Raw genomic sequence first — 21,741 nt, 5'->3', positions numbered from 1 at the left:
GCTCCGACCGTGGGGATGACGGCTTGCCTGATGCGGCGTGCAGGCTTGGCTGCCGACCGGTTTGCGTGCGGAGTAACGGGCTACGCCGTGTGTAGCGGGGCGAGTCGGCCATCTGCAGGGCGGTCGTCAGTGTGCTGGGAGACAAGGAATGTCTGACTGAGTGTTTGGTCCTGTCTCACCGCTTCCTATTGAGGTTTGGGCAGTCCGTTGGCTCGAGACAGGAGGGACCGGTGAGCCGATCGGCCAGGGCGTGACGGCAGAGGCACGTTTCATCCCGGCACCTCCTGTCTCCTTCCAGGACGGGGTGGTGAAGGGGCCTTCGGCCCTCGCGAAGAAGCCCGCCGCGCGGTACATCCAAGACATGACTCCGCGCGAGGGGTATCCCAGCGACCTGTCCGACGACCGCTGGGAACTGATCGAACCCGTGCTCACCGCCTGGCGGACCCGGCAGCGTCAAAACGCCCTGGGCTTCGGCCGCCCGCCCGTGCACGACCTGCGGCGCCTCATGGACGCCATTCTCTACGTCGACCGCACCGGCGTCCCCTGGCGCTGCCTGCCCCACGGCTTCCCGCCCCACCAGACCGTCTACGGCTATTTCGCCCAGTGGCAACGCGACGGTGTCTTCACCCAGCTCACCGGCCTGCTGCGGCGCCTGGTCCGCGAGGCCGGGGGCCGAAGCGGCGAGTCCTCCGCCTGCGTGTTGGATTCCCAGACCATCAAAACCTCCGCCAACGTCCCCCGCTCTGGCCAGGGCACCGACGCCGGGAGACGCGTCATCGGCCGCGAACGCCACCTCGGCTGCGACACCCTGGGCCTGTTGCTGACCGTTCTGGTCACCGCCGCCGACGTCTCCGACACCGCGGCCGGCGTGACCCTCCTGTCGCGGATCGCCGCTGCCCACCCGCGGGTGACCAAGGCCTGGGTGGACGCGGGCTACCGCACCACCGCCATCGACCACGGCGCCGGCCTGGGCATCGACGTCCAACCCGTCGCCCGCCCACCGGGGCGCCGCGGCTTCGTGATCATTCCGCGGCGCTGGACCATCGAAGGCAGCATCGGCTGGCTCATGCGCCACCGCCGTCTCGCCCGTGACGACGAAACCCACCCCCACCGCAGCGAAGCCCTCATCCACCTCGCAATGATCGACCTCATGACCCGCCGCCTCACCGGCGAAACCACCCAAAACTGGCGCGGAACCTGACTCCTTAGAGCCAGACACCCACCACAGGACCAAACACTCAGTCAGAGGGCGTCCTGCTCCGGCTCCGGCCCGCCCGGCCGCGCGTCGCTGGCTGCGGTCTGTGCCCAGGGCAGGCCGAGCCCCTGGAAGAGGGCCTGCAGCTCCGGAGGATAGGTGTCATAGCGTGCGCGGGCGGCATTGAGGCGCCTGCGGAGCTGTACTTCGACGCCGTTGATGCGGGGCCGGCAGGTGTCGTGGACGCAAGTCCTGCCGTCCTCGCCGACCAGCGGCCCGACTTCCTCCAGATGCTGGCGGGCAGCGGTGACGATCTCCATCAGCCGCTCGGTACGGGAGCGCGGCACGCGGGCCGCGCCTGCGGTCTTGACCCGCCGGTCGCCCGTGGCCGGTCCCATCCGCAGCTCCAGGAGCGCCGCGCGCTGCTCGTCCCCCAGCCGGGGCCACCTGCGGTGCTGGTCACAGCCACTTGCCGAGGTCGCCCCCGCGGAACACGCGCTCTCCGGTGAGGAGTTCGCCGCGGCGTCCGCCTTCGGCGTGGAAGGCTTCGAGGAGGATGAGTTTGCGTTCCCAGCCCGCGTTCCAGGACGCGCCGTCCCGCACCCGCCAGACCCCGAGCCCGTCCAGCACGCGGGAGATCCTGCTCCTGGTCCCCGTGCGCCCCAGGTGGGCCTGCGGCATTCGCTGAGCAGCCTTCCGATCCTCACTTCCTGCCCGTCGACGCTGATGGTTTCGGCGACTCCGGGCAGCAGGCCCGTACCGGTGCGCGTACACGCGCGCTGCTTCGACCAAGAGCTGCTTCGCTGAGGCTCGGGGTTCCCGCGCGAACCCGTACTCGCCCAGCAGGGCGGCCAGATCCGCAGGCACCCGCCGCGACCGCTCCCGCCAGACGGACAGGCCTTCCTCGGGGCAGTGTCCGGCGACCAGGGCGCGCAGGTCGTCGCGGTCACGGCGCCACTGCCTGTGTGCCCGCTCCAGCTCCCACCCCAACCGGACCACGACCTGCGGCTCCTGCGCGAGCTTGGGCGCCAGTTCCTGCTCGTCTTCCTCCGCCAGCTGTGGTGTTCCAGGTCAGCAGTTGAGTGCGGCGACCAGATCGTCCCGGCCGGAAGTCCCGGTCTTGCGGTATACGTTCCGTACGTGGGTGTTGAGCGTGTGTACCGAGACCTGCATGACGCGTGCGATCTGCCGGGGCGTCTCCCTTGAGCAGAGTCGCTCGACGACCTCGCTCTCCCGTGCGGTCAGGCCGTGCCAGGCGGCGTATGTCGGCAGCAGTAGCGCACCACTTGCCTCCTGGAGGACCACGGCGACCTCGCCTTTCCCGGACGCATCCATGCACTGTGCGTGGACTGCGACCCGGCGCCCCAGGAATGCCGCGGGGCTACAGGCCAGCGCGGGCGGTGCCCCAGGGATCATGGCGTGACGGCGGGCGGCCAGCACGATCTCGCGCATTGACGCGGCGGGCATCCACGGCGGTGCGAGGCCCCGTTCGGGCGCTATCTCCGCCAGCCACGCGCGTGCCTGCGGGCTGACGGAGCGCACTTGGTCGTCAGGCCCCACGAGCACTACGCCCGGCGGCAGGAACCGTGCCCCTGGGCCGATGGCGGTAGCGCGGGCCGCGGCGTATCCCTTGAGGAGCGCGATGAGAGGTTCGCTGAGTTGGGCGAGGCACCGCGCGTCCTCCTGGGCGAATGGTCTGCCACCCGCCGTCCGTAGCAGGGCGAGCAGCCCCCACGGCCGGTGCCTGCCCTCGCGCAGCAGCAGCCGCAGTTCACTTCCGGCGCCGTATGCCGCCAGTGTGCGGGCCGCCTGCCGGTGACCGGGAAGGGAGGGGTCGTCACCGCCGAGCAGCCCCGTATCGAAAGGCAGACGGCCGATCTCGGCAGGGCTGAACGGATCGTCACCGGTGTAGGAGTCGACCAGTTGCGCGTGCAGCAGGGCGGGCGGGAAGCTGTGCAGGAACCCGTAGGACACCGCACCCGTGGCAGGGTTCATGCCGAACAGTCGCAGAGCGTCGTGCGCCACCCGAGGACCGATCGCCTGCGAGACCAACTCGGCCATCTCGTCCTGCACGAACTGCTCCCCGGCGGCCGCGCGCAGGCGGTGAACCGGGCGGGTCATGTCCCTCATGCCCGGAGTATCCCTGCCACACCGTCACCTTGACCGCGCCCCATCACGCCAAAGAACGCCCGCCCCGGGAGCGCCGGGGATGCTCCCGGCTTCCGGAGGCGGGGCCGGGGTGGGTTCACACTGCGGTGTGTGACTGCGGCCACCTTCGCACGCGGTAGGGCATCCACCACGCGTGGGCGCCCAGCGTGTCCACCAGGCCCGCGGCCGTGTAGTCGGCGAGCACCTCTTGGTCGACTTCTCGGGCGCGGGCGCCTTCGAGTAGTTGGGTGATGGCTGCTCTGTGGCGCGGTTCGTTGATGGTGATCCTGCGCAACTGGCCGGTGCGCCAGTCCCGGACCTGGACGAAGCCGGGGCCGTTACGGAAGAAGCACTTCCCCACGCAGTGGCTCGCCCGCCACGTACTCAAGGCGTCCGCCCCGTCCGGGGCGAGCAGCTCACGGGGCGGGTGGAGGTGAGCGAGCTGGCGCCACGTCGCTCCAGCGCCGGTGTGGGCGAGCCTCCAGTCCACGACGATGCCGTAGCTGGTCAGGTCGCGTACGAGGACGAGGGCGGCGACGGTGTCCGCGTGATCGGGTCCGTCGAGGTCGATGGTCTGCGGCAGCAGGGCGTGCCGGGCTCCGCCCTCATACGCATCGCGTGCGGCGCCAGCCGAGCCGGTGGCGCCCACGGTGAGCGTTCCCAGGTCCATCCCTGGCATTCCGGCCGTGTCGGGCGCGTAGTGCCGACGCAGGATGCACTGCGCCATGTCATCCGTTCCTTCCGTTGATCGCGGGCGCGGGCCAAGAGCCGCCGCTTTGCAGGCGTTCGGGTCGCAGTCGCAGGAGTTCCTGGTTGGCGGCGGCGGGCACGACGTGCACGACGTGCTCGCCCTCGGTGAAGAGGAGCCCCAGCTCGCGCCACCGGTCGAGCAGTGCCGAGATCTCCTGGGAGTCGGCTCCGGTCCGGCGTTCGAGGGAGGCGACGGTGCGCGGCTGGTCGAGGAGATGGAAGACCTTGATCTCCAGTGGGGTCGTGAGTTGGTGCAGGCTCCAGTCGAACTGGGAGCGCCGGTTGGTCAGGACGACGCGGTCGCCCAGGTCGACGTGGTCGAGGTGGCTGGAGGCCCAGGCGTCCTCCCATGCCTGCATGGAAGCGCGCAGGGCGTCGGCCGTGTGCTCGCTGATGCCCTGCGGTGTGGCTTCGAAGAGGTAGGCGAAGTCCATGAGCTGTGTGGGAGGCAGGTCGTAGATGAGCTCGTACTGGCTGTCTGGACGGAGGTCGTCGAAGCCGAGGTCGGGGCGGTCGAAGTAAGGGCTGAACCGCTCGATGGCGATCCGGCCGACGGATTCCGCCGGGGTGAGATGGTGCAGGGCGGGCAGTTGGGTGATTACGGGCGTGTAGTGCGCATCGGTCTCGCCGGGGAAGCCGTAGAGGTAGTTCCACTCGGGGACGAGTCCGACGGTGGCGGCGTCGCGGAGCATGCGAACGTTCTGGCAAGCGGTGACGCCTTTGTCCATCAGCTTCAGGACATGGCTGGAGAGGCTCTCGATGCCGGGCTGGACGCGGAGCAGTCCGGCGTCCGCCAGGACGCGTAGCTGCTCGCGCCGCAGGTTGGACTTGATCTCGTAGTGCAGGCGCAGGTCGTAGCCGCTGGCGCTGATGCGGGGCAGGAGCGAGGTGAGGTAGCCCATGTCCAGGATGTTGTCCACGACGACGACGTCCAGGACGCGGTGGCGGGCGACGAGGTCGGTGATCTCGTCGAAGAAGACCTCGGGACGTTTGCTGCGGAACTGCATGAAGGATCCGTTCAGTCCGCAGAACGTGCAGTGGTGCTTCTCTCCCCACCAGCATCCTCGGGAGGCCTCGAGGACCAGTTGGGGGTCTGACCAGCGCCGCGCCTGGGAGGTGGTGACCCGTTCGTAGTAGCCGTCGTAGTCGGGTCCCGGTACTGCGGCGGGGGGCAAAGGTTCGGCGGCCATGGGGGCCGATTTCGATGAGCCGTCGGCCAGGCGGTGACACAGCCCCGGGATGTCATCGGTTGCCCTGTTGTGCTGTACGGCGTCGAGCAGCCGGGGGAAGGAGACTTCGCTTTCGCCGCGCAGGACGTAGTCGATGAATGGGAAGTTGCGGTGGAGCGCCTCGCCTTGCGCTCCGTCGCAGTTGGCGCCGCCGAAGACGACGAGCGTTCGTGGGGAGAGTTGCTTGACGCGCCGGGCGGCGGCCAGGGCAGCGGTGTTCTGCTGGAAGGTGGTGGTGAAGCCCACCACGTCCGGGGTTGGCCCGGTGCAGATGCGGGCGGCGAGGTCGTCGATGAAGTCCGGTACGACGTGGTGAAGGTCGCGGCAGAGGTCCAGGCGGTCGTCGGGAAGTCGGTCCTTCTTGGCGGCGGTGAATTCCTCCGTACGCCAGTGGCGGTCGTCGTAGAGGGCGGAGGAGAAGACCCAGTCGCCGGCGCCCTCGAAGTAGGAGCCGTGGGAGAAGAACTGGTAGTCGTCGGCCGTGAAGGACCGGCGGTCGCAGATCCAGTCGACGAAGTCGAGGTTGGCGTACAGCACCTCGACGCTGGCTTGTGGCAGCGCAGAGGTGACGGCCCGTTTGAGGATGCCCAGCGCCAGGGAGGGCACCTCGGCCGAGGCCCAGGGCATGTTGACGAGAACAACGCGCATGGTGCTACCTCGGAGGTGTCGGTGACAAAGCGGTGTGTTGTGCGTCGATTTCGCGGAGCGGCGTCCGGACGTCTTTCAGGAGCAGGACGGGCAGCGGCAGGAGCAGTCCCGCGGCAGCGGCCGTACCCAGGATCGGGGCGGTGCCGACCGCGCCGGCGGCCATGCCGGCCATGGCGTGACCGGCGGGACGCAGGGCGAAGGAGCCCAGTTCGTCCCACGCGCTGATCCGCCCCTGCACCTCCTGGGGAACGGCCCGGCTCACGGCCGTGTACCACAAGGCGATGAAGAGGCCCTGGCACACGCCTGTCACGCCGTACGCCACGACGGCCCCGGCCACCGGCGCTTCCAGGGCCAGGACGAGGGGAGCGAGCGCCATCGGAAGAACCAGCGCGTTGGCGGCCAGGACGGGGCGGCGCGGGCGCAGCCGGGCTGCCGTCAGACCGCCCACGACGGCGCCCGCGCCACAGGCTGCGATGAGCCACGAGTAGCCCCGGGCGCCACCGTAGAGCCGGTCCGCGACGATGGGCGCGAGGGTGGCCAGCGGAGCGGACAGAAGCAGTTCCACTCCGGCCGCCGCGGCGATCGATCCCCACAGCCATGGCCGTGCCCGCAGCTCCCGCCACCCTTCGGCGACCTCCTGTGCCACGCCCTGGCGACGGGTGCTCGGCGGCTGCGCGGGTACGCACGGAGATATCCGTGTGATCAGCAGCGCGCTGCCCACGAAGGTGGCGGCGTCCAGGGCGATGACCCCGGCGGGCCCCAGGATCGGGATGAGCCCGCCGGCGGCCAGCGGGGCGAGCACGACGGCCGCCGCGCCGGTCGCGCCCAGACGGGAGTGGGCGGCCTGGAGCGCCTCACGTTCCACGATCTGGGGCACCAGGGCCCGGGTGGCCGGCCGGTGGAAGGCAGAGGCGGATCCGGTGGCGAACATCAGCGCGGCCAGCAGGGGCACGCTCATCCGGCCCGTGGCGAGAAGTACTGCGACGGCTGTCTGGAGGAGCGCGGACACGGAGTCGGAGACGATCATCACGTGATGGGGCGCGGAACGGTCGCTGTACACCCCGCCCACGGTGAGGAAGACGAGCACCCCTGCGAACTGGGCTCCTAGAGCGAGACCGATCTCCGTGGGGCCTCCGCCCAGCACGTCCAGGACGGCGAAAGGGACGGCGATGGGGACGACCAGGTCCCCGCACAGCGAACACGTTCTGGCGGCGACCAGCAGATGCAGGTTCCGCGTGGCGCGCGGCACGTCAAGCCGTCTTCATTCCGGCCGCCCGGTGGACAGCTGCCGCACCGAGCCGGCCCGTGCGGTAGAGGCTGTCCAGGACGAGGGCGTCGAGGGTGTCACGGTAGGCCCGCTCAGCCTGCGGGTCGGTGCTCTTGCGGGCGTTGTACTCGCAGGCCACCCAGCGGGAGACCACGAGTTCTTCTGACAGGTACCCCTCGGCCACCGTGCCCACCTCCATTCCGTCGCGTCCTGCTGACTCCCAGCAGCTGTAGAGCGTTCCGTCCGCGTTGACCACCGCACCACTGCGCCCGCCCACCTCACCGCAGGCCATGCACGCTGCCGTGCTGGGCACCGGCACCACGAACCCCGCCGCCACGGCGTGCTCGTACAGTGCGCCGACGAGCCGGGCCAGGGCTGGTGAGTGCGCCATCGCGTCGGCGTAGCCGAGGCCGGGGTCATTGACGAGCGCGAAGGAGAAGGCGCACTTCGCGGGGTCAAGCCGGGCGGAGATCCGGTCGATCAGCGTGTCCGCGCCGGCGATCGTCTCCGCAGTCAGGTTGACCCGCAGTTGCCAGGCGATCTCCGTGCGCTCGGAGACGGCTTCCAGGTTGTGCATGATCTTGTTGAAGGTGCCGTGCCCTCCTATCGTGATCCGTGACCGGTCGTGCGTGGCCGCGTCACCGTCGAGTGTGACCTGTACGGACCGTAGTCCGGCCTCTTCAAGACGGCGCATGTCCGCCACGGTGAAGAGCGTGCCGTTGGAAATCATCGAGGCCGTGACGGGGCCGAGGCGCCGCGCTCCTGTGAGCAGCCGCAGGCACATGTCCATGTGCAGGGTCGGCTCTCCCCCGAAAAGCATCACATCCAGTTCCCGTGCCCCGTACCGGCGCATCTGCCGGTCGACGAAGCCGAGGATGTCGTCGATGCGGGCGGCGTCCAGGGTCGTGCCAGGAATCCGGACAGGTACACCCTTTCTGCCGGCTGGAGGTATTTCAGTGTTCTGGAAGCAGTAGGAGCAGGCGAGATTGCACTTGGTGGTGATCAGTGCGGTCACGTGGTAGATACTCGCGCCGCGATCCTGGTTGATTCCGGAATTCCGCAGCAGCTCCCGGGCTTCCTCGACGAGAGTGCCGTCTGCGTCTACCGCCGAGTTGGGGAGCCTGGCGACGCTGTGGCTGCCCACAGCCCAGTAACAGCTCTCCCCCTTGATGATGCGCATGGATCCTTCCTCCCCACGCGGGCGCCGTGCCCGCGCGCATTGCTGCACCGACGGGCTCGAAACTCCTACGTTGACATGCGGGTGGGCTGGCGGCCGCGTTCTCCGCCAGCCCAGTAAGACGGTTGCACGCCTCAGTTACAGGCAGCTCTAACGGCCTCCGTAACCCAGCCCGCACACCACTGCACCCGCTTCGGAAGCGCGGTCAAAGACCTCGATCTGCATGCCGTCCCCTCCCTTCGATACAGAAGTCCGACGGTTACTCCCGTGGCCGCATCAGTGTCTCTCCGTCAGCCCGGGAAGAAGGTTGCACACCTCGGGCGCTGGAGATGGCTAACGGCCTCCGTAGCCCGCCCCGCACACCACCGCGCCTGCTTCGGAAGCGCGGTCAAAGACCTCGATCTGCATGCCGTCCCCTCCCTCCCGCGATCGACAGCTTTCGACATTTACAACCTCGAAACTCCGACTAGGAAACCCGTGCCCGCGTCGTTGAGTAGCGACGAAGAACACGCGAAGCAGCTTGTTGAGCCGCCCTCCTTCGTTCACAATGCGCGTGCCACGCTGCTTCTCCAAGGTTCTGTTCCGCTCACCGGACCAACAAGTCCCGGAGACCGCGGCGTTTGCATGCCCCGCGCAGCACAGCCACCAGGCACAGCGGTGGCTCTGCCACCGGCCGCAGACGGCCGGCCTTCGGACCGGCGTGTGCCGGTCCTGCGGGGCTGAGTTGATGCTGTCTCGGTCGTCGTTCGAAGACATGCTCCTGCGGCTGAGGCGCACCCTCTAGTGCGGCATCACCCGCAGGCCCGTGGCGGTGTGAGCGCTTGTGATGAGGATGGCGCGCACACTGTGAGCCGCTCCATCCCCAACATTGAGGATGGACGCGCAGGGACGGCAGGGCTACGGGCAGACGCTCCCCCTGACGCCCATGCGCCGGTGCACGGCGCTGTGCCCTTTCGCCGAAGGAGTTCGGACAAGGGCGGCGAGGATGCGTCCTGATGACGTACGGGCGACGGTAGAAGGCCGAGATGACCGCCTCCGCCGAGCTGGCCACCTTGGAGGGGTCAGCCTCGAGACGAAGTCGCCGGACAGCTTCCGGGCGGTTGTCGCCAAGGGCACCGGCTCGGTCAGCTCCCTGAACCACCGCCCGGACCACGTCGTTCGACGGCGAACGGCAAGCCGCGGCGCGGGCCGTGCTGGGCGGGACGCCGGGACGGATAGCACTCGTCGCCGGGCGGCCCCGTCCGGCGGCCGGGACGGGATCCGGCGCCGAAACAGTCAGGTGCGGTGCTGTCCACGCCCGGCTACTTCCCCTTAGCTGACTGTCCGGGCACGAGGGCGGCCCGGGCCGGGTCGGCGGCGCTGATCAGCTGTCGGAGGGCACCGTAGTAGACCTCGTGGTCGACCATGGCGGGCAGAACCTGGGCCAGGTGCCCAGTCAGCACGGGGAATTCGTCCGGGTCGAGGGCGGCCAGGGCCTGGCGGGTGGCGGCCTGGGCGGCCTTGGGGGCGCGGTGGTCGACGAAGCTCGCGCTGCCCAGGGTTAGCAGGTAGAGCCGCCGATAGGTGACGATCGCCTCCTCCAGGCTCATGCCGGCCACGATCGAGTCGGCGAGCTGGGGCTCCACCAGGCGCTTGAGCAGCTGCGGGCCGAGCCACGGGCGTCCGCCGCGCAGGGCGACCAGGCCCGGATGGGCCGTCAGCAGTTGGTACAGCACGGTGAACCGCCGCTCGGTTGCCTCGGCCCAGTCGGTGCCGGGCTCGACGTCCGGGAGCTGGGCGGCGAGGTGGTCGGTGACCAGGTCGAGCAATCCGGCCAGGTCGGTGCAGCGGCGTTGGAGGGAGGCGACGGAGATATCCAGCGCGGCGGCCAGGGTGCGGAAGCTGAGTGCGGTGTGCCCGTCCTGATCCACGATCAACAGGGCTTGCTCGGCGATCCGTTCGGGAGTCGCGCGGTCCAGGGGAGTGGATTGCCTTGGCATACGAGTCAGTGTACGGTACGGCGTATCGTCATGCTAGGCTTCCCTCTCCTTACGGAGGCGACGTGCCCCACACCACGGCGCTTGACCCGCTGTTCACCGTGGTGGACAGCACGGCCTTCACTGACCGGCATCTGGCCAACCTCGCGGTCGGCACCCTCGCGGTCGTCCGCGTCCCTGACTTCCTCGACCCGGACACCTGCCAGACGGCGATGGCCGCGCTGCACCGGCTGCCCACCGCCGGCTACGCCCCGGCTCGGGTGCCCACCCGGATCGTGCGCTTTGGCCCGGCCCTCAACGACTACCGAGACCAGGGTGGCGGGCAGGACGTCGGCCGGTACTGGCGCGACGCAGAGGCCGCGCGGGCGGCCTGGCAGCGGGCCGGGATGCGCCCGGACCCGATCGCCATCTCGCTGGCCCGCCTGGGCTCCGCTTGGGGCGCGGCAGTCGCCCCGGCCACCATCGCCGGACGCCCGGACTTCGGCGGCACCCTGCGCGGGATCAACGCGGGCGCCCTGGTCCACTACGACGATCTGAACCGCGAGTTCCCCCCGGACTGCTCGACCAGGAGGCGCTGGCTCAGCTCGCGTTCAACGTCTGGTTGTCGGTGCCGACCACCGGCGGGGCGACCACCGTGTGGCGCCACCGCTGGGAGCCGACCGACGAGCAGTACCGCCAGGCGTACGGCTTCCGGGGAGAGGCGGTCGAACACTGCCAGCGCGTCGACCTGACGCCGCAGCTCGGCGACGGGCTGCTGTTCAACCGGCGAACTTTCACGCGGTCTCCCCGAACCCCAGTGGCCGGCGGATCGCCTTCGCCTTCTTCCTCGGCCTGACCGCCACCGGCCAGCTCATCGCCTGGTCGTGACCAACTCATCGCAGGAGCAACGAAGTGCACCAGCTCACGTACGGCGACATCAAGGCCGCTACCGACCGCATCGCAGGACGCATCCGCCGCGTTGCCCTGGCCCAGGTCGACCCGGGCGCGGTCCGCACCGCCCACCGCGACCCCCTGGGCGAGCGCGAGGTCACCCCGTGCGAGGTGTGGCTGGCCATGGAGTTCATGCAGCACACCGGCTCGTTCAAAGCCCGCAGCGCGCAGAACTTCATCCAGGCCCACCGCGACGCCAACACCCTCCCCGACGCTGGGGTGACCATCGCCTCCGGCGGCAACGCCGGCCTGGCGTGCGCCTGGGCCGCCCAGCAGCAGGGCGTCACCGCCACGGTCTTCCTGCCCACCACCGCCCCGGCGGTGAAGGTGGCCAAGCTCCGTGGCTACGGCGCCGAGGTGCGGCTGGTCGGCTCCGAGTACGCCGAGGCCCTGGCCGCGTGCGAGGAGTTCGCCGCCGCCACCGGCGCGCTCGCCTCGCATGCCTACGACCACCCGCTGATCGCCGCCGGGGCCGGCACACTGCTGGAGGAGATCCACGCCCAGATCCCCGGCCTGGACACCATCGTGGTCGCGGTCGGCGGCGGCGGCCTGTTCACCGGCGTCGCCACCGCCGCCCAGCACCACGGCATCCGCACCGTGGCGGTCGAGCCGGAGAACTGTCGCGCGCTGAACGCCGCGATCGAGGTCGGCCGCGTGGTCGACGTCACCGTGGACTCGATCGCCGCCGACTCCCTCGGCGCCCGCCGCACCTCCACCATGGCCCTCACCGCCGCCCAGCAGGACGGTGTCCAGTCCTTGCTGGTGCCGGACAGCGAGATCGTCCTGGCCAGGCGGGCGCTGTGGGACCACCGGCGAGTCGCCGTCGAGCACGGCGCCGCCACCGCCCTGGCCGCGCTCACGTCCCCGGACCGGCACGTCGCCGACCGGGACCTGCCGACCCGACCCGCCGCGGCGAGCCGCAGCTATCGGCCCGGCAGCGGTGAGAAGGTCTGCGTGGTGCTGTGCGGCGCAAACACAGACGTGACCACGCTCGTACAGACCCAGAACTGACCGAAGTGCCCCTGAGGGGGCAGCCAGGCGGCCAACCGCCCGGCTGCCCCCTCCATCCTTCCCAGACACCGCCTCGCCGGGACCTCGGGGTCGCGGTGGGCTCCGACGGCCTCGCGCACGATGCGTGGCCAGGATGTCGGGTGGCAGGGCCTCGGCCTGGGTGGTGGCGGTGCCGGAGAACGAGCGCCGGTCGGTCGCCTTGGGCGGGGCGGTCGGCAGGTCGTAGGCGGCGATCTGCGCGGGGGTGACCGCGAGCCGCTCGAACCCCACCTCGGCGCCCGATGCCTCCGCGAACGCGATCACGTCCTCGGCAAGCGAGTTGAACAGGTGCTCACCACTCGGGTCGTAGTCGCCCAGATGGAGTACGAGGGTTTTGCTTCCATCGATCGCACGGCCGCGTCGTGCTTGCCGGCCAGGCCGTCGAACCCGCCGCCGGAGAAGCAGGCGATGCCGAAATCCTTGCCGATCCGTACCAGTTGGGGACCATGCCAGCCGATATCACGCCAGTGTGGGAGATGCGGTGCGGTACAGAACCGCGGTCTGCCAGGCCTCTGCTCCTGTCGTGAGCTAATGGTTGAGCCCGAACTGGTGCAAGAGGCCTTCAGTGAGTTCCGTGGCGCTCTCTTGCAGGATCTGGTCGTCGGCGTGGGGTGGGAGTTCGGTGGAGGCTGGTCTCAGCCGTAGTGGGCGACGGGTCCCTTCGACCGGCTGGGGGCCGCCGAAGCCGTAGTCGACCGGGATGAGGCGCTGCTTCTCGTCCGCTGTGACAACGATTGCAGTGATCTCGGCCGTCGTGTCAGGCGCGCGATGCTGCCGGTGGGCGTCTGCCGCGCACACGGCCTCCCGTGCCAGACTCCTCACCACGGCGGCGTCGACGGGGACACCGGAATCGGCCTCCAGGCGAGTGGATAGATCGACGCAAAGGACAACCGAGCCGTCGTGGTGGAATTCGACCATGACGCCACGCCGACTGGTGCGGTACTCGGGGATGAGGAAGGTGCTCTCGACCCACCTGCGCAGCCCGACGCGGAGTCTCCCGCCATGAAATCGCGCACTACCGGGGCGCTGCCGAAGTCGCCCCTGATACGGGCCGCGGCTGGTGCTGCGCCCCGCGCGCTCCAGCCGCCGCGCGAGCGCCCCATGACCGTCCCCGTCAGCCTGGTCCTCCTGGTCGATGAGGTCGGGTTCGTAGGACTCCAGCGCGTGCAGCATGTTGATCACCGGCACCCAGTCCGGCCCGACCAGCGTGCCGTCCGCGGCCCGCGCGAGGTGGAGTACGGGCACGATGATGGAGGCGACCTTGTCCGGGTTCTCCCAGTCGTAGCGCACGGCGCGTCCTGCGATCTGCAGGAGGTCGCCCTGCGCCGCGCGCGGGTCCACGAGGGCGACGGCGTCGACGGCCGGGACATCCACGCCCTCGCTCAAGAGCCGTACCGAGCAGACCACCGCCAGGTCCACCGGCCGCCCCCGAAGATCTGTCCCCGCCGCCAACGTTGCCAGCGCCCGCTGCCGCTCCTCGGCCGGGGTGCCCTCGTGCAGGGCCACCGCCCACACCCGCCGCGGTGCCGAGATCCCCTGCCCGTGCAACACCCGCGCGAGCTGCGGCAGTGATGCCGCGGCCGCGCGCGCTCCGGCCACGGTGGAGTGGTAGGCCAGCAGCCGACGGCGCCCCACCCGTCCCGCCGCCCGCAGTACCGCCCCCAGCGACGCGGTGAGCAGTTCCGCCAGCACTCCCGCATCAGCCCGCCCCCGGGCCGCGACGAGCTCGCGCAGCCGCGCCTCGTCGACCTCGGCCGCCACCACGGGACTGCGCGCCAGCTTCCCGCGCCGCTGCGCCTCGCGCAGTCCCAGCCGGTAGGCGACGGGGCCGTGCTCGCGCTCCGAGAGCCGCACCACCGGATCAGAAACGACCAAACGCCCCTGCTCGTCGTAGCGCACCGCCCCCAGCAGCCGTGGTGTGGCCGTCATCGACAACCGGTGCCACGCGGGCACGAGGTGCTGCTCGTTGATCCGCCCCCAGACCCGGGAGGTCTCAGTGTGATGGGACTCGTCGCACACCAGCAGGTCCCACTCCGGCAACGGCCGCGCGTCCCGCTCCACACTCAGCCGGTGCCCGGCGATCAGCGAGTTCTCCACGCTCGCGTAGGTCGCCAGCACCGTGAACCGCCCCTCGCCCTGGGCGGCGAAGGCGTTCGCGTGCCACGCCACCACCTGCGGATGCGTCGACACCCGCACCCCCGGCTCACCCGTCAAGGCAGCACCCCGTAGGGAGTACACCGCGATCACCGGCCCGCTACGCCCGGCCGCGTGCAGCACATGGTAGGTCTGCTCGAGGAGCGTCCGCGTGGGCCCCACCATCAGCAACGACCCCCGCCCAGCGACCAGGTCCGCGACGCGCGCAGCCACCCGCGTCTTCCCCAGCCCGGGCGCCATGTGCAACTGGGCCCGGAACTGCGGGCGCCGCGCCCTGGGGGAGGGGATGCAGGCCCGCATGATGGCGGCGACCGCATCGTCCTGGTGGTCATAGAGGGCCGCGAGGCCAACGCGCGGCCGGGCGGCCGCACCCACGTGGTTCATGATCAGCTCAGCTCCGCAGGCACCACAGGGGCAGGGTTTCGTTCAATGCGTACCGCGTGTGGCTTTGTTGTCCCGTTCCCTTGGGTTGGGTGCGGACGTGAGACCCTGGGCCTGATATCGAGATGCCGAATCGGACCTGCCTGCTGCTGTGGCATCTACTCTCATGTCTGCACCGCGTACAGGTTGTTGTCGTTGCTACCGAAGTAGACGACGCCGTCGGCCACCGCCGGGGACGAGCCCACACTATGACCAGTGGGGAAGGTCCAGCGTTTCTTACCGGTTGCTGCATCAACCGCGTACAGGTTGTCGTCATCGCTGCCGACGTAGACGACGCCGCCGGCCACCGCCGGGGACGAGCCCGAACTCGCGGTGGCCCACCAGCAGCTCTCGCTGGCGCATCGAGTCGTACCAGTAGGCCAATCATGGGTTGCCGTGCCGACCGCAAGTCTGCGGCCGGGAGCCCTGTGAACAGGGTGTGCTCTGATGCGTCGGCAGGTGACAGCCTCAGACTTTTCGTGGGAAGCAGAGGGCTCACTCCGAGGCCGCGGCTTCGGGCACTCCGTCGGTGGCCCCGTAATAGGCCGCCCGCATCAGCCCCTGCATGTCGTCCAGCATCGGCATCCGCGGGTTCGCGGGCGCGCACTGGTCCTCGTAGGCGTTCAGGGCCTGTTGGGGCAGTGCGTCGAGGAAGGCCTGTTCGTTGACGCCGAGGGACTGGAAGGACGGCTCGATGCCCACGGCGCCGCGTAGTTGCTCCACCGCGTGAGCGAGCGACTCCACGCCCTCCTGTGGGGTGGTGGCGGGCAGGCCGAGGGTGCGGGCGATGTCCTGGAAGCGTTCGGGGGCGCGGTAGTGCTCGTACTTGGGCCATCCGGTGAGCTTCGCGGGGACCGTGCCGTTGTAGCGGATGACGTGCGGCAGCAGCACGGCGTTGGTGCGTCCGTGTGCGATGTGGAAGGTGGCGCCCAGCGTGTGCGACATCGCGTGGACGATGCCGAGGAAGGCGTTGCCGAACGCCATGCCCGCGATGGTGCCCGCGTTGTGCATCTTCTCCCTGGCCTCCGGCTGTCGGGCACGGTCGTTGACCGCGGCCTCGATGTGGTCGTAGACCATGCGGATCGCGTGCAGGGCCAGGCCGTCGGTGAAGTCGTTGGCGTACACGGACACGTACGCCTCAATCGCGTGGGTGAGGGCGTCGAAGCCGCTGTCGGCTGCCAGGGCCGGTGGCAGCTCGGTGGTCAGCAGCGGATCGACGATGGCCACGCTGGGGGTGAGCGCGTAGTCGGCCAGCGGGTACTTCTTGCCGGTGGCCGGGTCGGAGATGACCGCGAAGGGGGTGACTTCGGCGCCGGTGCCGGACGTCGTGGGCACGCACACCAGGCGGGCCCGTTCGCCGAGGACCGGGAAGCGGAAGGCGCGCTTGCGGATGTCAAAGAACTTGTGCCGCATGTCGGCGAAGTCGACCTCGGGCTGCTCGTACAGCAGCCACATCACCTTCGCCGCGTCCATGGGCGAGCCGCCACCGAGCGCGATGATGGTGTCCGGGCGGAAGTCCCGCATGAGGCGCGCGCCGCGCTGGACGGAGTCGATGCTCGGCTCGGGCTCGACGTTGTCGATGACCTGGACGGTGACGTTCTGCGGACGGCCGCGCAGGACGTGCCGGATTCGGTCGACGAACCCGAGACGGGTCATGGTCGCGTCGGTGACGACGGCGACGCGGTGGACGTCCGGCATGTCGGCGAGATAGCGGATGGCCTGCGGCTCGAAGTAGATCTTCGGCGGGACCTTGAACCACTGGAGGTTGTTGCGGCGCGTGGTCAGGCGCTTGACGTTCAACAGCTGCGCGGCGGAGACGTTGTTGGACACCGAGGTGCTGCCCCATGAGCCGCAGCCGAGGGTCAGCGACGGCAGCAGGCTGTTGTAGACGCCGCCGATGGCGCCCTGCGAGGACGGGGCGTTGACGATGATCCGCACGGCCCGCAGGCGCCTGCCGTACGCCTCCGCGAGCTCCTGATCCTCGGCGTGGATGACGGCGCTGTGGCCCTGGCCGTGGAAGGCGACCATGGCGGCGGCCAGGTCGAAGCCTTCGGCCTCGGAACCGGCGCGCAGGACGGTGAGCACCGGGCACAGCTTCTCGCGGGTCAGCGGCTCCTGAGGGCCGACCTGTTCGGCCTCGACCAGGATGAGCGAGGTGTCGGCGGGCACGGTGAAGCCCGCCTGCTCGGCGATCCAGGCTGGGCTCTGGCCCACGGCCGCCGGGTTCACCTTGGGCGAGCAGCCCGAGCCCGCCGCCCCTGCGGGGAACAGGAACGCCTCCAGCTTCCTCTTCTCCTCGGCCGTGGCCAGGTGGGCGTGCAGGGTGCGGAACTCCGCCAGGGCCGCGTCGTAGACCGCGTCGTCCAGGATGACGGCCTGCTCGGAGGCGCAGATCATGCCGTTGTCGAACGCCTTGGACAGCACCAGGTCGTTGACCGCCCGGCGCAGGCGGGCGCTCTTGTGGACGTAGGCGGGTACGTTGCCCGCACCCACGCCCAAGGCAGGCTTGCCCGCGGAGTAGGCGGCCTTGACCATGCTGTTGCCGCCGGTGGCCAGGATCAGTGCGACGCCAGGGTGGCGCATCAGCGCGCCGGTCGCCTCGACGGACGGGGCCTCGATCCACTGGACGCAGTGCTCCGGCGCCCCTGCGGCGACGGCCGCGTCACGCACGACCCGCGCGGCCTCGGCGCTGCACCGCTGCGCTGCCGGGTGGAAGGCGAAGACGACGGGGTTACGGGTCTTCAGGGCGAGGAGCGCCTTGAAGATCGTGGTGGAGGTGGGGTTCGTGACGGGGGTGATCGCACACACCACACCCACCGGTTCCGCGATCTCGACCATGCCCTCGGTGTCGTCACGGGAGATGACACCCACCGTCTTCATCGGACCCATGCTGTGCGTGACGTGCTCGCAGGCGAACATGTTCTTCACGGCCTTGTCCTCGAAGACGCCGCGCCCGGTCTCCTCGACCGCGAGGCGCGCCAGCGCGGTGTGCTGGTCCAGGGCGGCGACGGAAGCCTTGTTGACGATGTGGTCGACCTGTTCCTGGGTGAGGTGCTCGTACGCGGTAAGAGCGGTGAGCCCGGCCGACACCAGCTGGTCGATCGTGGCAGCGGTGCCCGACGGCTCACCCGTGCCGGAAGCGGTCGCGGAGTCGGTGTGGAGGGTCATGAGAGTGGGCCTCCGTCGTCGAGGGCCGGGCCGCGGCGCGGCTGGCGAGAAAAAGGGGGGCTCCGGGGCGTCGGAACCCCACCACCAGCAGCTTCGTTCATGTCCCGGGCAGGAGCCGATCCCCCCTTGGGCCACGAGTGATGGGCTGACGGCCCTGAGGGGGAGGGCCGATCGGCCCCGAGAGGGGCGTCACCTGCTGTCGCTCGTGTCCGTACCGGCGAGCGCTGCCCGGCCCGCCTCCAGCCGGGCCACCGGCACACGGAACGGGGAGCAGGACACGTAGTCGAGCCCCGCCGCGTGGAAGAAGCCGACCGAGTCGGGGTCGCCGCCGTGCTCGCCGCAGACACCGATCTTCAGGCCGGGCCGAGCCGCCCGGCCCTCGGCGACGGCGATCCGGACCAGGCGGCCGACGCCCTCGCGGTCGATCGTCTCGAAGGGGGACACCTTGAAGATGCCCTTGTCGAGGTAGGCGGAGAAGAAGGCCGCCTCGACGTCGTCGCGGGAGAAGCCCCAGGTGGTCTGGGTGAGGTCGTTCGTACCGAAGGAGAAGAACGCGGCCTCGCGGGCGATGTGCCCGGCGGTGAGCGCCGCCCGGGGAAGCTCGATCATGGTGCCGACCGGGCACGACACCGGGACGCCCGCGGCCGCCGAGACCTCGGCGAGCACCTGTTCCACTTCCTCGCGTACGAGGCGCAGCTCCTCGACCGTGTCGATGAGGGGGACCATGATTTCGGCCCGCGGGTCTCCTCCGGCCCGCTTGCGCTCCACGACTGCTTCGGCGATGGCCCGTACCTGCATGGCGACCAGGCCCGGAGCCACCAGACCCAGACGCACGCCCCGCAGGCCGAGCATCGGGTTCTCCTCGTGCATGCGGTTCACGGCGTCGAGCAGTTCGGCGTCGTGCTCGCTGCATCCGTCACCGTGCGCCTCGGCGGCGGCGATGCGGACGGCGAGGTCGGTGCGGTCGGGCAGGAACTCGTGCAGCGGCGGATCGAGGAGGCGGATGGTGACCGGCAGGCCGTCCATGGCCTCCAGGATGCCGACGAAGTCCTGCCGTTGCAGGGGCAGCAGCGCGTCGAGGGCTCGCTCGCGGTCCTCCTCGGTACGGGCGAGGATCATCGCCTCCACCAGCCGTCGTCGGTCACCGAGGAACATGTGCTCGGTGCGGCACAGGCCGATCCCCTGCGCACCGAAGCGGCGGGCCCGCGCCGCGTCCTGAGGGGTGTCGGCGTTGGCCCGTACCTCCATGCGCCGGACGCCGTCGGCCCGCTCCATGGCGCGGGCCACGGCGTCGACGAGCCCGGCGGAGCGCTCACCCGTCTCGAAGTACCGCATGACCACGGAGTCGACGAGCGGGACCGCCCCGGCGTACACCGCCCCCGTGGAGCCGTCGACGGAGATGACCGTGCCCTCCTCGACGGTGACACCGCCCGCCGTGAAGCGACGCTCCAGCGGGTCCACGGCCAGTGCCTCGGCGCCGCACACGCAGACCTTGCCCATGCCGCGGGCGACGACGGCCGCGTGGCTGGTCTTGCCGCCGCGGCTGGTCACGACGGCCCGGGCGGCGACCATGCCCGGCAGGTCGTCCGGGGTGGTCTCCTGCCGTACCAGGACGACGTTCTCCCCCGTAGCGGCACGGCGCACGGCTTCGGCGCAGTCGAAGACCGCCACGCCCACCGCGGCGCCGGGCGACGCCGGAAGGCCGTGCGCCAGCGCCTCACCGACGGCGGACGCGTCGAACCGCGGGAACATCAGCCGGGCCAGGCCCTCGCCGCCGACGCGGGCCAGCGCCTCGTCAGGAGTGATCAGCCCCTCGTCGACCAGTGCGGCGGCGATGGCGAACGCCGCCTCGGCGGTCCGCTTGCCGACCCGGGTCTGCAGCATCCACAGCGTGCCGCGCTCGATGGTGAACTCGATGTCGCACAGGTCCCGGTAGTGGGCTTCCAGCGTGGCCAGATGCTGACGCAGAAGGGCGTACGACGGCGGGTCCAGGAGCTGGAGTTCGGTCAGCGGCACAGTGTTGCGGATGCCCGCGACCACGTCCTCGCCCTGGGCGTTGGACAGGTAGTCGCCGTACGGCCCGCTGCGGCCGGTCGCCGGGTCGCGGGTGAAGGCGACGCCGCTGCCCGAGTCGGGGCCGACGTTGCCGAAGACCATGCGCTGCACGTTGATGGCGGTGCCCAGGTCGTCGGCGATGTGTTCGCGGCGGCGGTAGAGGCGCGCCCGCTCGCCGTTCCAGGACGCGAAGACGGCACGGATCGAGCGGCGCAGCTGCTCGGCGGGGTCCTGGGGGAAGTCCTGGCCCGTCTGCTCGCGGATGAGGTCCTTGTACGTCTCGACGAGCCGGGCGAGATCGGAGGCGTCCAGGTGCAGGTCGTCCGGGGCGCCCCGGGACTCCTTCAGGCCGGCGATGGCCTCCTCGAACAGGGCGGCGTCGACGCCCATCACGGTACTGCCGAACATCTGGATGAGCCGGCGGTAGGAGTCGAAGGCGAAGCGCTCGCTACCGGACACCTTGGCCAGGCCCCGCACGGAGTCGTCGGTGAGGCCGATGTCGAGGACGGTCTCCATCATGCCGGGCATGGAGAAGCGCGCCCCGGACCGCACGGACAGCAGCAGCGGATCGTCCGCCTGCCCGAGCCGCCGCCCGGACTCCCCCTCCAGGGCGGCCAGGTGTGCGGCGATCTCGTCGTCCAGGCCGTCCGGCTCGGTTCCGGTGGCCAGGTAGGCGCGGCAGGCCTCGGTGGTGATGGTGAAGCCGGGTGGCACGGGCAGGCCGAGCCGGGTCATCTCGGCCAGGTTGGCGCCCTTGCCGCCGAGCAGGTCGGCCATGTCGCGGGTGCCCTCGGTGAACGCGTACATGTACTTGACCATGGCGGTGTGCTTCCTTCCTCCGTGGAGTTGTGGAACGTCGCTGGTAGGACGCGGGGAGCGGTCGGTCGATGGGGGGGGCGGTGAAGGGTCAGTCGGCGGGGAATTCGCGCGGATCGGATGAGGCCGGGGCCCTCCGCCGCGTGCGGGCGTACGACGTGGTCCTCTTGGTCGCCCTGCCCGTGCGGCTCCGCCAGCGTCGAACACGGTTCCACTGCCACGCCAGGTACGGGATCCTCGCCGACGGCCCGTCCGGCCCGTGGGCCGGATGCCACCTGGCCCACCACGGGCACGAATTCGGAAACGGCCTCACCTTGATGTTGAGAGGATCAGGCCAACCGTGATCAGGAAAGGCCCCCTGTGATCGGCGAGAAGCTGACATCCACGTTCTCAGCCGATCAGACCCAGCACAGCGCTACGCTCCGGGGTTTCAACAGCCTTCGGGGGTACTCATGCGCCGCTCGACGATCCTCATCCCCGCCGGAGTCCTGGCCGTCGCCGGAGGCCTGACCGGGGCCGTCCTCTGGCTCACTCAGCCGACCTACGACGATCGCGTGAACGATTGCGCCCGAGCCTTGAAGGAGCCGCACACCGAGAGGGGCGAGGGACGCCCCGAGGAGTGCGTAGGCGTGAAGGACGGTGACTTCAGCGCGCTCGTCGTCGATGCTGCCCTCGACGAATCGGGCTGGGTCGACGAGAACGGAGACTTCGACAAGAACAAGATGCTCGACGATGTCGGCGGGGACCTGCCGTAGCCG

The 21,741-nt window shown here is 70.2% G+C and carries 16 protein-coding genes; 4 read left to right on the top strand and 12 right to left on the bottom strand.

The window, feature by feature from the left end; all coding sequences use genetic code 11:
- Positions 1–361 precede the first annotated feature (361 nt).
- On the top strand, positions 362–1,201 hold the full coding sequence (locus ACIG3E_RS24080; protein WP_399620629.1) for an IS5 family transposase: 840 nt from the start codon (positions 362–364) through the stop codon (positions 1,199–1,201).
- 41 nt (positions 1,202–1,242) lie between these two features.
- Here ACIG3E_RS24080 and ACIG3E_RS24075 read toward each other — a convergent pair whose 3' ends face one another.
- The 8 genes from ACIG3E_RS24075 to ACIG3E_RS24040 form a co-directional block, all read right to left on the bottom strand.
- Entirely contained in the window at positions 1,243–1,593 is a 351-nt protein-coding gene (locus ACIG3E_RS24075) for a hypothetical protein (protein WP_399619968.1), read from the bottom strand.
- Between the two features lie 61 nt (positions 1,594–1,654).
- Entirely contained in the window at positions 1,655–1,825 is a 171-nt protein-coding gene (locus ACIG3E_RS24070; RefSeq protein ID WP_399619966.1) for a hypothetical protein, read from the bottom strand.
- A 441-nt stretch (positions 1,826–2,266) separates the two neighbouring features.
- The gene (locus ACIG3E_RS24065) at positions 2,267–3,325 is read right to left on the bottom strand and encodes a helix-turn-helix transcriptional regulator (RefSeq protein ID WP_399619963.1); all 1,059 of its coding nucleotides are present in this window, start codon (positions 3,323–3,325) and stop codon (positions 2,267–2,269) included.
- A gap of 115 nt (positions 3,326–3,440) precedes the next feature.
- The gene (locus ACIG3E_RS24060; RefSeq protein WP_399619960.1) at positions 3,441–4,070 is read right to left on the bottom strand and encodes a DUF5825 family protein; all 630 of its coding nucleotides are present in this window, start codon (positions 4,068–4,070) and stop codon (positions 3,441–3,443) included.
- Between the two features lies 1 nt (position 4,071).
- Positions 4,072–5,970 (bottom strand): RiPP maturation radical SAM C-methyltransferase, encoded by a 1,899-nt coding sequence (locus ACIG3E_RS24055; RefSeq protein ID WP_399619958.1) that lies wholly within the window; start codon positions 5,968–5,970, stop codon positions 4,072–4,074.
- 4 nt (positions 5,971–5,974) lie between these two features.
- Positions 5,975–7,219: an MFS transporter gene (locus ACIG3E_RS24050; protein ID WP_399619955.1), complete on the bottom strand. Its 1,245-nt coding sequence runs from the start codon at positions 7,217–7,219 to the stop codon at positions 5,975–5,977.
- 1 nt (position 7,220) lies between these two features.
- Positions 7,221–8,417 (bottom strand): radical SAM protein, encoded by a 1,197-nt coding sequence (locus tag ACIG3E_RS24045; RefSeq protein ID WP_399619952.1) that lies wholly within the window; start codon positions 8,415–8,417, stop codon positions 7,221–7,223.
- A gap of 1,298 nt (positions 8,418–9,715) precedes the next feature.
- Positions 9,716–10,393 carry a TetR/AcrR family transcriptional regulator C-terminal domain-containing protein gene (locus tag ACIG3E_RS24040; RefSeq protein ID WP_399619949.1) on the bottom strand — a complete coding sequence of 226 codons (678 nt, stop codon included), beginning with the start codon at positions 10,391–10,393 and terminating at the stop codon, positions 9,716–9,718.
- A gap of 62 nt (positions 10,394–10,455) precedes the next feature.
- Here ACIG3E_RS24040 and ACIG3E_RS24035 point away from each other — a divergent pair, with 62 nt between their 5' ends.
- Both ACIG3E_RS24035 and ACIG3E_RS24030 read left to right on the top strand, forming a co-directional pair.
- Positions 10,456–11,121, top strand: a complete 666-nt coding sequence (locus ACIG3E_RS24035) for a hypothetical protein (protein ID WP_399619946.1) — start codon at positions 10,456–10,458, stop codon at positions 11,119–11,121.
- 160 nt (positions 11,122–11,281) lie between these two features.
- Complete coding sequence (locus tag ACIG3E_RS24030) at positions 11,282–12,331, top strand: threonine/serine dehydratase (protein ID WP_399619944.1); 1,050 nt, start codon at positions 11,282–11,284, stop codon at positions 12,329–12,331.
- Positions 12,332–12,898: 567 nt separating this feature from the next.
- Here the strand turns inward: ACIG3E_RS24030 and ACIG3E_RS24025 are convergent.
- The 4 genes from ACIG3E_RS24025 to ppdK form a co-directional block, all read right to left on the bottom strand.
- On the bottom strand, positions 12,899–14,908 hold the full coding sequence (locus ACIG3E_RS24025; RefSeq protein ID WP_399619941.1) for a DEAD/DEAH box helicase: 2,010 nt from the start codon (positions 14,906–14,908) through the stop codon (positions 12,899–12,901).
- 161 nt (positions 14,909–15,069) lie between these two features.
- A complete protein-coding gene (locus ACIG3E_RS24020; protein ID WP_399620626.1) occupies positions 15,070–15,393 on the bottom strand; it encodes a PQQ-binding-like beta-propeller repeat protein in 324 nt (107 codons plus the stop codon).
- 46 nt (positions 15,394–15,439) lie between these two features.
- Positions 15,440–18,112, bottom strand: a complete 2,673-nt coding sequence (gene adhE, locus ACIG3E_RS24015) for a bifunctional acetaldehyde-CoA/alcohol dehydrogenase (RefSeq protein WP_399619938.1) — start codon at positions 18,110–18,112, stop codon at positions 15,440–15,442.
- A 189-nt stretch (positions 18,113–18,301) separates the two neighbouring features.
- The gene (gene ppdK / locus ACIG3E_RS24010; protein WP_399619936.1) at positions 18,302–20,986 is read right to left on the bottom strand and encodes a pyruvate, phosphate dikinase; all 2,685 of its coding nucleotides are present in this window, start codon (positions 20,984–20,986) and stop codon (positions 18,302–18,304) included.
- Between the two features lie 449 nt (positions 20,987–21,435).
- On the opposite strand from ppdK, the gene ACIG3E_RS24005 reads away from it, so the two are divergent.
- On the top strand, positions 21,436–21,738 hold the full coding sequence (locus tag ACIG3E_RS24005) for a hypothetical protein (RefSeq protein ID WP_399619933.1): 303 nt from the start codon (positions 21,436–21,438) through the stop codon (positions 21,736–21,738).
- Positions 21,739–21,741 lie beyond the last annotated feature (3 nt).

It is taken from the genome of Streptomyces sp. NPDC053474, from assembly GCF_044544845.1.
Lineage (GTDB): Bacteria > Actinomycetota > Actinomycetes > Streptomycetales > Streptomycetaceae > Streptomyces.
This window is presented reverse-complemented; position numbering and strand designations above follow the sequence as displayed.